Origin of the sequence: Aquimarina sp. RZ0 (assembly GCF_008370685.1) — a bacterium.
Classification (GTDB): domain Bacteria; phylum Bacteroidota; class Bacteroidia; order Flavobacteriales; family Flavobacteriaceae; genus Aquimarina.
Genome location: NZ_VTZU01000007.1, coordinates 15,988 through 28,820, shown reverse-complemented (window position 1 = coordinate 28,820; position 12,833 = coordinate 15,988). Strand labels below are relative to the sequence as shown.

At 32.1% G+C, this 12,833-nt stretch carries 12 protein-coding genes; 5 read left to right on the top strand and 7 right to left on the bottom strand.

What is annotated here, in order from left to right; translation table 11 throughout:
- The first annotated feature begins 57 nt into the window (after nucleotides 1-57).
- Both F0000_RS04380 and F0000_RS04375 read left to right on the top strand, forming a co-directional pair.
- Nucleotides 58-228, top strand: a complete 171-nt coding sequence (locus tag F0000_RS04380) for a bacteriocin (protein ID WP_149623488.1) — start codon at nucleotides 58-60, stop codon at nucleotides 226-228.
- 162 nt (nucleotides 229-390) lie between these two features.
- Nucleotides 391-1,041: an O-methyltransferase gene (locus tag F0000_RS04375; RefSeq protein WP_149623487.1), complete on the top strand. Its 651-nt coding sequence runs from the start codon at nucleotides 391-393 to the stop codon at nucleotides 1,039-1,041.
- Between the two features lie 54 nt (nucleotides 1,042-1,095).
- Here F0000_RS04375 and F0000_RS04370 read toward each other — a convergent pair whose 3' ends face one another.
- The 6 genes from F0000_RS04370 to F0000_RS04345 form a co-directional block, all read right to left on the bottom strand.
- Nucleotides 1,096-2,583, bottom strand: a complete 1,488-nt coding sequence (locus F0000_RS04370) for a S8/S53 family peptidase (RefSeq protein WP_149623486.1) — start codon at nucleotides 2,581-2,583, stop codon at nucleotides 1,096-1,098.
- 548 nt (nucleotides 2,584-3,131) lie between these two features.
- A complete protein-coding gene (locus F0000_RS04365) occupies nucleotides 3,132-3,413 on the bottom strand; it encodes a twin-arginine translocase TatA/TatE family subunit (protein ID WP_149623485.1) in 282 nt (93 codons plus the stop codon).
- Between the two features lie 93 nt (nucleotides 3,414-3,506).
- Nucleotides 3,507-5,813 carry a M1 family metallopeptidase gene (locus tag F0000_RS04360; RefSeq protein WP_149623484.1) on the bottom strand — a complete coding sequence of 769 codons (2,307 nt, stop codon included), beginning with the start codon at nucleotides 5,811-5,813 and terminating at the stop codon, nucleotides 3,507-3,509.
- Between the two features lie 64 nt (nucleotides 5,814-5,877).
- Nucleotides 5,878-6,384: a DUF6702 family protein gene (locus F0000_RS04355; RefSeq protein WP_149623483.1), complete on the bottom strand. Its 507-nt coding sequence runs from the start codon at nucleotides 6,382-6,384 to the stop codon at nucleotides 5,878-5,880.
- 88 nt (nucleotides 6,385-6,472) lie between these two features.
- Complete coding sequence (locus F0000_RS04350; RefSeq protein ID WP_149623482.1) at nucleotides 6,473-7,243, bottom strand: hypothetical protein; 771 nt, start codon at nucleotides 7,241-7,243, stop codon at nucleotides 6,473-6,475.
- A gap of 130 nt (nucleotides 7,244-7,373) precedes the next feature.
- Nucleotides 7,374-8,168 (bottom strand): carboxypeptidase-like regulatory domain-containing protein, encoded by a 795-nt coding sequence (locus F0000_RS04345; protein WP_149623481.1) that lies wholly within the window; start codon nucleotides 8,166-8,168, stop codon nucleotides 7,374-7,376.
- Nucleotides 8,169-8,278: 110 nt separating this feature from the next.
- On the opposite strand from F0000_RS04345, the gene pepE reads away from it, so the two are divergent.
- From pepE to F0000_RS04330, 3 genes are all read left to right on the top strand, one after another.
- Nucleotides 8,279-8,986: a dipeptidase PepE gene (gene pepE / locus F0000_RS04340; protein WP_149623480.1), complete on the top strand. Its 708-nt coding sequence runs from the start codon at nucleotides 8,279-8,281 to the stop codon at nucleotides 8,984-8,986.
- 7 nt (nucleotides 8,987-8,993) lie between these two features.
- A complete protein-coding gene (locus F0000_RS04335) occupies nucleotides 8,994-9,908 on the top strand; it encodes a glutaminase (RefSeq protein ID WP_149623479.1) in 915 nt (304 codons plus the stop codon).
- Nucleotides 9,909-10,126: 218 nt separating this feature from the next.
- On the top strand, nucleotides 10,127-10,543 hold the full coding sequence (locus F0000_RS04330) for a tetratricopeptide repeat protein (protein WP_149623478.1): 417 nt from the start codon (nucleotides 10,127-10,129) through the stop codon (nucleotides 10,541-10,543).
- 59 nt (nucleotides 10,544-10,602) lie between these two features.
- Here the strand turns inward: F0000_RS04330 and F0000_RS04325 are convergent, their stop codons facing one another.
- Entirely contained in the window at nucleotides 10,603-12,831 is a 2,229-nt protein-coding gene (locus F0000_RS04325) for a tetratricopeptide repeat protein (protein WP_149623477.1), read from the bottom strand.
- Between the last annotated feature and the right edge of the window lie 2 nt (nucleotides 12,832-12,833).

The window sequence follows — 12,833 nt, the reverse complement described above, 5'->3', positions numbered from 1 at the left end:
ATAAAACTTGAATGTCTATAAATGCTCAAGGAGAAATCTAATTTTATCTAAAAAATTATGTTACACAAAATTCTAAGCTTAAAAGGAACTAAAAGATTAAACAAGAATCAACTAAAGAATGTTACAGGAGGAAGCACATCATTTCCGTTACCTGATTGCAGTGCTGTATGCCATGGCGTTATTCAATTGAACCCTCTAACTGGTAGTTGTTTCTGTGTTATTGATTAAAAAAATCAATATAGGATATTTGCTGTGGTTTTCTTCAAAATTACAGCAAATATTTTTACAACTTTTGAAATATTTAGAATTTAAATTTCTACTCATTAGTAAAAACTCTTTATTTTTTTCAAGTCTTTGCCTTAAAACTTCTAGATTTGCAAAAACAATAAAATGCATTTCATTCCGGAAGCGCTTGACAATTACATAGTACAACATACAGAAAAAGAACCTGAGTTACTGCAAAAGTTGACTAGAGAGACGTATCAAAAAATATTACAACCTAGAATGCTTAGTGGAGCATATCAAGGTCGTATATTGAGCATGTTGTCTAAATTAATTGCTCCAAAAAACATACTGGAAATAGGAACTTACACGGGTTATTCTGCTTTATGTCTGGCAGAAGGAATACAAAAAGGAGGAGTATTACACACCATTGACATTAATGAAGAATTAGAAGATTTTCAACGCAAATATTTTGACCTTTCTCCTTATAGCAACCAAATCTATCAGCATATGGGAGATGCTACAGAGATTATACCTCGTATAGCTATGAAATTTGATTTGATATTCATTGACGCAGATAAACCTAACTATCCTAATTACTTTCATTTAATTATAGACAAGATGAATCCTGGAGGAATTATCTTATCAGACAATGTACTATGGAGTGGAAAAGTGATCGAAAAAGTAGCTGAAGAAGATTTCTCTACAAAAGCATTATTAGAATATAATACATTACTTGTGGAGGACACTAGAATAGAAACGGTGTTATTACCCATTCGAGACGGACTTACTATTAGTAGAGTACGAAACAATACATAGATAGATAAAGGAGAATTCTATTAGACAATGCTCCTTTATCTATTGATTTTGAGTTTATTTTACTGCTTTTAGCGCATTAATATTGCCGTAACCAAATGCATTGTTTTTATTAGGATAAAATTCTCCTGCTTTTTTTAACTTATTCAATACTTGATCCCTTGACATATCAGGATTACGTGACCAGACTAAAGCTGCAATTCCAGCTGTGGTAGCCGTAGCAATCGATGATCCGCCAGCATATGTCTGACTACCAGTATTCAACCCTAATACAGGAATCGTTCTATCTGCATCACCGGCTCTTTGCATTACAATAGTGAAATCAATTTTTTTACCATCGTGACATATGTTACATCTATTATATCCATTATCCTTTAATCCCGTAACAGCAATAGTCTCACTCATACTAGCAGGAAAAATAACACCATACCAATTTGTAAATGTAGTAGAAGTTCCTCCTGCTGCAATGATCATTTTACCTTTTCTGTATGCATATCTTACAGCATCTTTTACATTTCCTATTGACCAGGGGTATCCAATTGACATAGAAATAATCTTTACATCATTTCTATTGGCCAATGCTTTTAATGCATTACTTACTCCTTTACGTTCGTGATAATCATTTAGAACCACATCAGAAGTAGCTCTGTAAGCAATTAAATTAGCATTATAGGCAACTCCCACTGACATAAAATCATCATTACGGGGAGAGGCAATTACCGAAGCCATTTGAGTTCCATGACCACATTTATCATTAGGACCATCTATATTATTAGACCACCACCAAGGTGAATCAATATAGGTTCCAAAACGTTCTACTGATCTCCCTCTGGAATCACCATCATTAAATCCAGCATCCAGCAAATTCTGACTTGCAGATATTCCTGTATCTATAAGACCTATAGTAATCCCTTCACCCGTACTATAATTCCAGGCTTGTGGTACTTTATGAATATCAAAATTCCAGGGTAATCTTGCATTGGGAGAAATAAGTCTAAAGTCCTCATTATGTATAGATTCGTCTTCTTGATTACATCCCGCAGATTTTTGTTGAATTTCCTGCTTAAGATAAAAAGAATAACCATTCGGCTCCAGATAACGGATTCCATCAGTTGTTTGCAATGCTTTAATGGTTTCTAATTTGGTAATTCTAATATCAGTTATATTAAAGATATCATCATCAGAAACGATCATATTGGATTTTGCCATTCCCTCAGATTTCAGTACAATATCATGAATATTATTTCTAACTTCATTTAACTGAGCCGATCTTTTACCCTGAACAAAACTTTGTCCTTGTTCTCCAAAACCAACAGTTAAAACTTCTCCTCCATGAATAACTGCGCTATACAATATATTCGCGGGAGCATTTGTCCAATCTACATCACCATATTGCTTAAGCTGATTTTCTATATAATTATTAATTTCATCAATTGATAAAATTTTTTGAGATTCCTGGAGTTGGTTTGTAATTTCGACAGAATCTTTTTCGGAACAGGATAGAGCCAGAAACAACCCTATCGTGAGAATCATAATTTTTTTCATTGCAGTATAAGTTTAATGAGCTTGTGTATTATTAAAGCAAAAATAAAGACTACCTAAAAATACCAAATAACCAAAATTAATACCTTATAAATATAAATTTAATAAAAAAAAGTTCGATATTTAAGAATTTTATAATAAAAAACATATAAACAAAACCTAAAACTATGCATGCATAATGTAAAAATGAAACAAAATTCCCCAGACAGATGTTAATAATTTAAGAAGAAAATTGTTTATTGCACCAATTCTTAGATAAAATCACTTTAAACTATCTCGGAGCTTATCCACGGGGCACTTATTGAAAAAAAACATTTTGATTTCGAAGCAAGCCACGCGGCATTTAAATCTCGATTATGGAGTAAACTGAATCAAAAAATAATGATTTTAGCAGGTAATTTCATGTTAGAAATGGCATTCTATGATTGCTGATTATTTCATAAAACAAAACTCTTGCAATGGCATTCTATGCTAAATATAAATTCTGGAGAAAAGTTTCAGACCATATGGTGAGATATTGTATTATATGACCTCATAAATATTTTAGAATTTTAAAACTTACGTTTTACAGGTCCTGTAATTTTTTCGATATCATCTTTGACTTGATTCACTTCTTTTTTGATATCTGTAGTTATGTCAGTATCCAGTCCATGTTTTTCTGCACTCTTTGTAATTTCGGATTTAATGTCATTGGTAGCATCTTTTACGATACGCATACCTTTACCTAAACCACGTGCTATTTCAGGAATTTTGTCTGCACCAAAAACCATGACGAGTATAAATACTATAAAGGCAATTTCGGTTCCGCTAATGAATGCAAGTGATGTTATCATAAGACTACAAATATAATGACAATAATGTATACAAAAAAGTCGTTCACAAGCACGAACGACTTTAATAGTATGTTTATAGCCACCTTTTTTACTTTATTGCCCTTTTACTTTATTTTTGAACTGATCAAATTTACTTTGATTTTTTCCTTGTGGCCAGCTATTATTTGATGTATCAATATCTGCAGTCTCTCGATTAGGGTCTACTATAATTTTAGAAATAGTTTTTTCTGAGGCTATCGCTCTTTTTACGGCTACATCGTTCTTTCTCCATATCTCTGCCGGATATTTAACTGTTTCAGAGGTACCATCTTCATAAATGTATTTTACAATCAATGGCATCACCAATCCACCGGGTTTATTAAAGGTAATTTCATAAAAATACTTAGGCTGTTTCATATTTTTACGTTCTTCTACCGAAAAATTATCCATTAAATATTCTTTTAATGCAACTGGATCTTCAATAATACCTCCATTACCTTTTATTCTATTATAATCATCACTGCCTTCTTCTACCATTACCACCAGATCAGAGAAATCAGCAAATCTTAAATTTCTACTACTAGATGCAAACTTTTGAGCTTCTAATGTTGGAATTTTAGAAACTACATATTTCTTCACCTCCTTTACTCCAATATCAGTATAATCCGTAGTGTAGAACCATCCTCTCCAGAACCAATCTAAATCTACTGCAGAAGCATCTTCCATAGTTCTAAAGAAATCCTCTGGTGTCGGATGTTTAAACATCCATCGCTGTGAGTAGGTTCTAAAAGAGTAGTCAAACAAGTCTCTCCCCATGATTGTTTCTCTTAAAATATTCAGACCCGTTGCTGGTTTAGCATAGGCATTGCTACCAAATTGATGGATATTATTAGATTGCGACATAATAGGAGATATAAAACTTTGATCTCCACTCATATAAGGAACAATCTTTGTGGCTGGTCCCCGACGAGATGGATATTTTTCATCCTTTCCTAATGCTTTGGGATACCATTCTCCAAAATCTTGTTCTGCCACATATTGTACAAATGTATTTAGTCCTTCATCCATCCAGGTCCATTGACGTTCATCACTATTTACAATCATAGGAAAAAAGTTATGTCCTACTTCATGAATAATAACACTCATCATTCCATATTTTGTACGATCACTATAGTTACCTTCTTTATCTGGTCTTCCATAATTCCAACAAATCATTGGGTATTCCATCCCCTGGTTCTTTGCATGCACAGAGATTGCTTTATGGTATGGATAATCAAATGTCATTCTGCTATATGACTTCAACGTACTTGCTACTACTTTTGTAGACCAATCTTCCCATAATGGGTTTCCTTCTTTAGGATACATAGAAACCGCCATCACATCCTTTTCTCCTATTTTGACAGCCATCATATCCCATATAAATTTTCTCGATGTTGCAAATCCAAAATCCCGTACATTCTCAGCTTTTAATTTCCAGGTTTTTTTGTCTTTAGAAAACGTTTTCTCTTTACTTTCTGCTTCTTTTTGAGTTACAATAACTACAGGTTTGTCATATGATTTTTTAGCTTTCTCATATCTACTCATCATATCCTTGGTAAGTACTTCTTTTCTATTCATCAAAACTCCCGTACCGTCTAAAATATGATCTGCAGGAACTGTAATATTAACTTCAAAATTTCCGAACGGAAGTGCAAACTCTCCTCTACCCCAGAATTGATGATTTTGCCAGCCTTCTACATCATTATATACTGCCATTCTCGGATAAAACTGAGCTATCACATACGCTCTATTACCATCTTCAAACTCTTCATATCCGGATCTTCCTCGTCCATTCACATGATCATTAATATTATACCACCAGTCAATCGAAAAAACAAACTTCTCTCCCGGCATTAAATCCTTTGACATTTCTACCCGCATCATGGTTCCATTGATCGTATATTGCAATGATTTACCACTCGCGCCTTTTACTGATGTAATAGTAAAACCTCCATCAAAAGGTTCTGAAAGATACTTAGTTAAAAAACCGTTTGGAGTACTGGCAGGATCTACACCTCCTGGTTGAATTAATGGTGTTTTGGAGTCTTTTGCTCGCATATTTTGATCTAACTGTACCCATAGAAATTCCAAATTATCAGGAGAATTGTTAGTATATGTTATTGTTTCTTTACCATAAAGTTTCTTCTCTTTATCATTAAGTTCTATATCCATTTTATAATCAGCTTGTTGCTGATAGTATGCAGAACCTGGTGCTCCAGAAGCTGTTCTATACATATTTGGAGTTGCAAACTCATCATACATTTGCTTGAATTTGTTTTGATTTGTATGACCTAATTCTCGGTTTTCCCCTTTACTTTGACCGTACAATCCAATACCAGATATAAAAAGCGCCAGAGTAAGGATAAAAAGTATATTTTTCATTTGAAGTGCAATTGTGTTAAGTGTAATAAAGTGCAAAATAATTGTTTTTTAAAAGTTTAGTACTTTATTTGCTAAACTTTAACACCCCTATATCTCTTTCTTTTTCAAGAATTAGACTTTTACGCTTTTTACCTTTTTTGACGTGAATAATATTTTGTTGTTCTTCAAAAAAATCCATTAACACCTGATTAGAGACTTCGATCTTCTCAAGTGACGGGATATTTTCTACTTCTAAATAGCATATAATAAGGTCATTCTCATATTCTTTCCCTATAAAAGTGAAACGTACTTCTTCTCCATTTACGATAATCAATAGTTTCTTACTCAAATATTTAAATATATATTCGTCTAATCTATCGGGTTCTTTTTCTGAAACCAATTCTATAGATTCATCATACCGTTCTCTTAATACATCCTCCATATCATCTATAAAAATTCTGGAAATAATCTGAAGTGATTTTTGTTCTTCATCATATTCTATTTGTGTTACACTCACATAGAACTTATGTAGGGTTGTAAAAGAACTGAGGGCTATAAAGACTATTGATAAGAAAAATATAACTTTTTTCATTGGTAATAATTTGTACGAGTCAGTAAATGTACTACTTTGGAATAAAAACTATGCCAAAAAGTGCTTCACACTCAAAGAATAATACAAATTAATCTATTTCTTTATGGTTTTTATATAACCTCGCCTTTTGTTCAAAAAACTTTAGTAATGAAAACCTTTTTGAATTCTCCAGTAAATCTTCAAAATAATCGTCTTCTGCACAATAATACATAAAGTCTGTTATGAGATTTTCTGGTAACCCCAATGCTTCTACAAAAAAAGAAATATTGAATGTTGTTTTACCTAATTGTATTACTTTTTTCAGCTCTTCAATGGATTTTACTCTTTTGAGTTTTTCTATTCTTCCTGAGATTGTATTGATGATCAAATCAACTGGAATCGGTCCATTAGACGATCTTGCAGTATAGATTCTTCTTTCAATTTGGGTAAGAGGTTCTCTATCTTTAAAAGGAAGTCCCAGCGTTCTATTATTCACAACTGGCAAAACCTCAATATCTTTGGCATCTTTGTTTATATTTCCAGAAAGATGTATATCACTTACTTGTACTTCACTAAGTTTGCGAATGACGGGATGCAATGTCACTACAAAATTCTCATTTGCTAAATCTTCTTCTGATACTATCACAGAAATAATTTCATACTGTACAGATGAGAATATTATGGAATCCTTAACCCTGGCAGGAATTTCGAAATATCCATTGGCATCATTTGTGGTTCCCAGCTTCTTAGTATAATTCACAATATTAATTGCAAAACCTTCTAGAGAATCTGCAACGATACTACCTTTCAAACTTTGGGATTGACCAGAAATTTTGAAAATAACAAAAAGAAGAAATAAAAATGATAGAAATCTGGTCATGCATATTCATTTAATGACCAAAATCATACAAGAGATTTTAATTATTCATGATTCATTTACAATCACTTAACAGATTTAGTCTTACAAATAGAAAGACTAAAAGCTAAAAAAAATGTTGCAGCTAATTTCTCTACCTGCGATCCTTATACAGCTTACTTTGAGATACTAGAAATTGAATTAATTCTAATTCTTTTCCTCCTTCCAGATAGGTTTTATCCAAACCATTATTCTCTGCAAAAAAGATAAAATCATTTATCTGATCCATTTCTAGCGCCAGATTTGTTTTAAAAAACTGGTCGTCATACATTTTTCTGACCTTCACATCGATATCTGCAATATCTTTTTTATCCTTTTTTTTATTTTTACTCTGAAAAACAGCTTTGAAAAGATTAACAAAATTAAGTTCATGAACTGTTCTATTCGTTAGATAAGCATTATTTTTTACTTCAGAAAGTTCATCAGGTTTCCAATCTGCATAATTTGCATCATTAATTCTTGATGCAGTGAGCCTTGCAACCTCATCAATTCCCCCGATAGACACGGCTACTTTCTTTACATCTACAGAAACATTTCCTAGTAAATCATAAGGAGTTACAATGACTTCATCTAATAGATTTACAGATTCGTTCAAAAAAACATTGAGCTTTTTGCTATTTATCACTCCTTTATCCACCAAGACAACAAAATTTTGATATTGCATGGCTTCTATCTCTATTTTATCATTAATACCAATACGCATATGGAAATGACCTTCATTATCGGTAACAGTACCTTTATCCGTACTTCGGTTATAGATTACAACTCCTTCAACATCATCTCCGATAGGAGCGTTAATTTTACCATCCACAATAACTCTCGACGTGATCTGGGCAATAGAAAACCCTATACTACAGAGGACAAAAAGTATTGATAATTTTATTTTCATAACAAGGCTGATTAAATTTGTTTTCTTTCAAGATACTATATTTTTCTATATACCTTAATACATTTCTGTATAAGAAAATGTTAAACTACCTTTACTAAAAAAATAAATTGATGCAAAATTGTGTAATTGCCAGTACTTCTGCTATCCACGGAAGTAAAACACTTGAATACCTAGAAGATGCTTTAATTGAATTGTATGCAAACTGTACCGAAATACTTTTTATCCCATATGCCCGCCCCAGTGGAATATCTCATGATGAATACACTATAAAGGTGCAAACTGTTTTTAAAAAAATTGGTAAAAATATAGTAGGTATACATACCTATGAGGACACTCAAAAAGCAATAGAAAATGCGCAAGGTATCTACACTGGTGGAGGAAACACATTTTTATTAGTAGATCAGTTATATCGAAATAAGATATTGGAACCTCTAAAAAACAGTATAAAATCCGGCACCCCATATTTGGGAACTAGTGCAGGAAGTAATATCTGTGGGTTGACTATGCAAACAACAAATGATATGCCGATAGTACACCCTCCTAGTTTTAAAACATTAGGTATTGTTCCTTTTAATCTGAATCCTCATTATCTTGATCCTGATCCCAACTCTACTCACAAGGGAGAAACCAGAGAAACAAGAATTGAAGAATTTCACACTATCAATTCTCAACCTGTTATAGGATTACGTGAAGGAAGCTGGTTACGGGTCGATCAGAATGAAATTATACTAGAAGGTAATTTATCTGCTCGCGTTTTTCAACAAAACAAAACTCCTTATGAAATAGATCCAAAAAGTTCATTATCGCATATAAATTAGTATATATATGAAGTATCAGGAAATACTCAACGAGATTGAAATCGAGTTGTCCAAAAAACTAAAATCCGGAAAAATAGCTTCTTATATCCCTGAATTGGCTAAAATTGACCAGAATAAACTTGGAATGCATTTATACTGCATTAATTCTGGACATTATGGGTTTGGCGACGAAAAAGAAAAATTTTCTATCCAAAGTATTTCTAAGGTATTTTCTCTTACCATGGCAATGAATCTGGTTGGAGATAAATTATTTAGTCGTGTAGATGTAGAGCCATCAGGAGATCCTTTCAACTCATTGGTTCAATTAGAATATGAAAATGGAATTCCCAGGAACCCTTTTATCAATGCAGGAGCACTAGTAATTGCAGATGTATTGGTCTCTAATTTAGAAAACCCTAAAAAAGAGTTTCTTAATTTTATTCATAAAATCTCCGGTGATGATTCTATCAGGGTAAATGATAAAGTCTTTGAATCTGAAAAGAAGTTCAGTCATAGAAACGCTGCCCTGTTAAACCTAATGAAATCTTTTGGTAATATTCAAAATGATATAGAGACTGTATTGGATCTATATATTTATCAATGCGCTATAGAAATGTCTTGCCATGAATTAACAACAGCATTTATGATATATGCTAATGGTGGAAAGATGTTATCAAACAATATACAGGTAATTTCTACAACTGGCATAAAACGTATCAATGCTATTATGCAGACCTGTGGATTTTATGATGAAGCCGGAGAGTTTAGCTTTAGGGTTGGTTTACCTGGAAAAAGTGGAGTTGGAGGAGGGATTGCAGCAATTCATCCCGGGCAATATGCTGTAACTGTATGGAGCCCGCTTCTTAATCCAAAAGGAAACTCAGCAGTAGGAATGTATGCCCTAGAAAGATTAACAACCCTAACGGGCTTATCTATTTTTTAGATATTCTGTTTTTTTAGAATCGAAAAGGTTAACTTTAGAGTATGTTTAAAAAGAATACAAATTAAAAATCAATAGTTTGAGGTTCTGAGGACACTTCAAATGATGAGAATATCGAGATATTTTAATTATTTGAAGTAAGCTCACGGTTCTTAAAATATTTTTTTTTCAGGAAGTAAGGTTTGTAAACAAGCTCTTATATACCAATAAAAACACCTTAAATGGAAAGAAAAAAAGTAAATAATATTTTGGGGTACTTCTTCTTTCTCATGATACCATTGGTGATCTTTTTTGTAATTACAGCACGCAATAGAAGTAAAATTGAGAATACTTCTTTACAATCTCAAAAGAATGTTATTCGTAAAAATAAGAATGTCCAACAGGAAAATAATTTGATCAATCTGGGTATTCAATATATCAACCAAAAGAAGTACCAAAAAAGTATTGAGATTAACCACCAAGTACTGGACTTAAACCCTAACAATAAATTAGCTCATAATAATCTATGTTATGCTTACGGGAAAATTAAGAAAATAGAAAAGGGAATAAGACATTGTAACAAAGCCATTTTATTAGATCCTGATTTTCAGTTAGCCAAAAACAACTTACAACTACTCATTAAAAATAATTCTAACTAATTAATAAAACTCAACAAAATAGAGCTTTTAGTACATCTATACTTATCTTTTTATACACCTTATTTCTTCTTTAGTGATTCCTGAGCCCATTTAAGATTATTTTTTGCGCGTTCAAAATTAGGGTTCAATTCTAACGCTTTGTTACAAAATCCAATGGCAATATCATATTTTTTCATAGCATTATATGATGAACATATGTTATTAAGGGCTACCACATTTTTTGGATCAATCATAAGCAACTCTTCACTTGTTTTAATACAACGCTCATAAAAACCTAATCGATAATAATAAAAACTTATATTAAGATATTCATTTTTAGTGAGTTTTTTATTTGAAATTTTTTCTAATCCCTTTACAGAAGCTTTAAGATTATTTTTAGCTAATACAAATTCAGCATTAATCGATAATGCTTTTTCGCAAGCTAATTTTGCCAAATCATATACCTTAAGCCTATTATATGCTGAGCATAGGTTGTTATAGGCAATACTATTATCAGCATCTATTGAGATTGCTTTTTTTGAAGCTTCTATACTTTTGAGATTATCATTTTTATTATAATACAAAAGGCTTAATTTAATATACCCGCTTGCAGAAGGAACTTTTATAAGATCCTTTTCTAATTTTGCTATATGATTATCCTCATTATAATCACTCTTTACGATAAAACAAATGGAAACATCATCAATTTTGATTTCATGTACCGTATTGTCTGGTGACCAATTTACATCTAAATCTTGTTTGTATTTTCCTTCGGCCAACATAATAATAGAGTAATCCCAATCAGGAGAATCTCTTCTTGTCAATGCATGGGTCAGTTTATCTGTTTTGTCTAAAAAAGTAGTGATTTTTGTCTGACTTCCATAATACATTCTGACTCTAGGAGGGTTTTCACTATTTCCTACATTACTTTCCAGCCAGTTAATGGCAGGTCTAATTCCCACACCATAATAATCTATTTCATAATTCCCATATGCTCCTGATACTCCACCAATGATCGGACTAAAATATAAAGCTTGCATAGGATGATCTCTAATCATAGAATACAAAGGTTGTAACATCAAAAATATTAGTCCCCCAAATGCTACTCTTACCCTATTTTTGGCAGATAAAATTGTAAACAATTTATACCAACTTACTGCGCTTAAAATAACGACGGGTAGTACTGAAAACATAAATTGCCTTGAGCCATCATGACTATTAGGCTTTCCTATTATTACTAAAATCATTGGAAATACAGAAGCAAACAAAACAATCGAAACATATAAAATATTTTGTTTAGTATTCTTCAAATAAAGCAGCGGAATAAGAAAAAAGCCTATAAAAGCATGTAGCGGCATTGTGATAATAAACAAATTTTTTATCGCATAATACCACGGTACGTCAAAACTACTTTTCCAGATCCCTTCGAACAATTGTAAATTCTCGAAACCTCTAAAATCTTTTGCAGCCTTAAATACCTTTATAGGATTTAATAACGGGTCTTTTTGAGCATATGGCCATAAAAAACTTACACTTATATATGCAAAAAAACAAATCATTACAATTTTAATAATTAATAACAACGTCTCTTTAAGGTGAACATTTTTAAAACCTTTCTCATAGTTTTCGAGAACCCACCAACTAAAAACAGCTAATAAAAGATATCCAATGACAATTAAGCCTATAAGCCTAATATTAATAAGTAACGAAATATTTACAATTAAAAAAAAGGCTCTTCTTATAGTAACAACAGGTAGTTCTTTTAATAATTTAACGATATGAAATAAAGAAAACATATAAAAAGCAGCTGCAGGAATATCTTTTGGATTATTCATAGAATACCCAAAAATCACAGGCATTAATACTACAAATATTAAGGTCAACAGCCCCACTCTCCATCCTCCTAATTCTTTTCCTAACAATCCACAAAATAAAAAAAGTAAAAACCCAAAAATTGCATTCAAGAAATTCTTGAAACTGTAATTGTCACCTAAAAAATCAAAATATTGATATAAGAAACTAGATAGTAAATCGAAAAAACCTCCAAAACCATTCATCCCTTTATATTCAGCTTCTTTACTTTTTCCAACATCTATCAAAGTACCATCATCAAGAATAGGGTTAAGTGCGGCAACCTCATTAATCTCTTTAAAATAGTCAAGTATTCGCTCTCCGTGCTCCATATGAATCCGAGCATCTTCTAATGGGCCATAATCAAAACTTAAAACACTCATAATAAGCCCTATAGAAATCGCTGTAGAAATAAAGATAGTGCGCTCTGTAAATTTAGGAATCCATATGTTTTTCATAG

What these genes read in the sequence shown, in the direction of transcription:
- F0000_RS04360 (WP_149623484.1), bottom strand. Translation starts at nt 5,813, where the DNA reads ATGAAAAATATACTTTTTATCCTTACTCTGGCGCTTTTTATATCTGGT.
- F0000_RS04335 (WP_149623479.1), top strand. Translation starts at nt 8,994, where the DNA reads ATGAAGTATCAGGAAATACTCAACGAGATTGAAATCGAGTTGTCCAAA.
- F0000_RS04325 (WP_149623477.1), bottom strand. Translation starts at nt 12,831, where the DNA reads ATGAAAAACATATGGATTCCTAAATTTACAGAGCGCACTATCTTTATT.
- F0000_RS04365 (WP_149623485.1), bottom strand. Translation starts at nt 3,413, where the DNA reads ATGATAACATCACTTGCATTCATTAGCGGAACCGAAATTGCCTTTATA.
- F0000_RS04355 (WP_149623483.1), bottom strand. Translation starts at nt 6,384, where the DNA reads ATGAAAAAAGTTATATTTTTCTTATCAATAGTCTTTATAGCCCTCAGT.
- F0000_RS04345 (WP_149623481.1), bottom strand. Translation starts at nt 8,168, where the DNA reads ATGAAAATAAAATTATCAATACTTTTTGTCCTCTGTAGTATAGGGTTT.
- F0000_RS04330 (WP_149623478.1), top strand. Translation starts at nt 10,127, where the DNA reads ATGGAAAGAAAAAAAGTAAATAATATTTTGGGGTACTTCTTCTTTCTC.
- F0000_RS04375 (WP_149623487.1), top strand. Translation starts at nt 391, where the DNA reads ATGCATTTCATTCCGGAAGCGCTTGACAATTACATAGTACAACATACA.
- F0000_RS04380 (WP_149623488.1), top strand. Translation starts at nt 58, where the DNA reads ATGTTACACAAAATTCTAAGCTTAAAAGGAACTAAAAGATTAAACAAG.
- F0000_RS04370 (WP_149623486.1), bottom strand. Translation starts at nt 2,583, where the DNA reads ATGAAAAAAATTATGATTCTCACGATAGGGTTGTTTCTGGCTCTATCC.
- pepE (WP_149623480.1), top strand. Translation starts at nt 8,279, where the DNA reads ATGCAAAATTGTGTAATTGCCAGTACTTCTGCTATCCACGGAAGTAAA.
- F0000_RS04350 (WP_149623482.1), bottom strand. Translation starts at nt 7,243, where the DNA reads ATGACCAGATTTCTATCATTTTTATTTCTTCTTTTTGTTATTTTCAAA.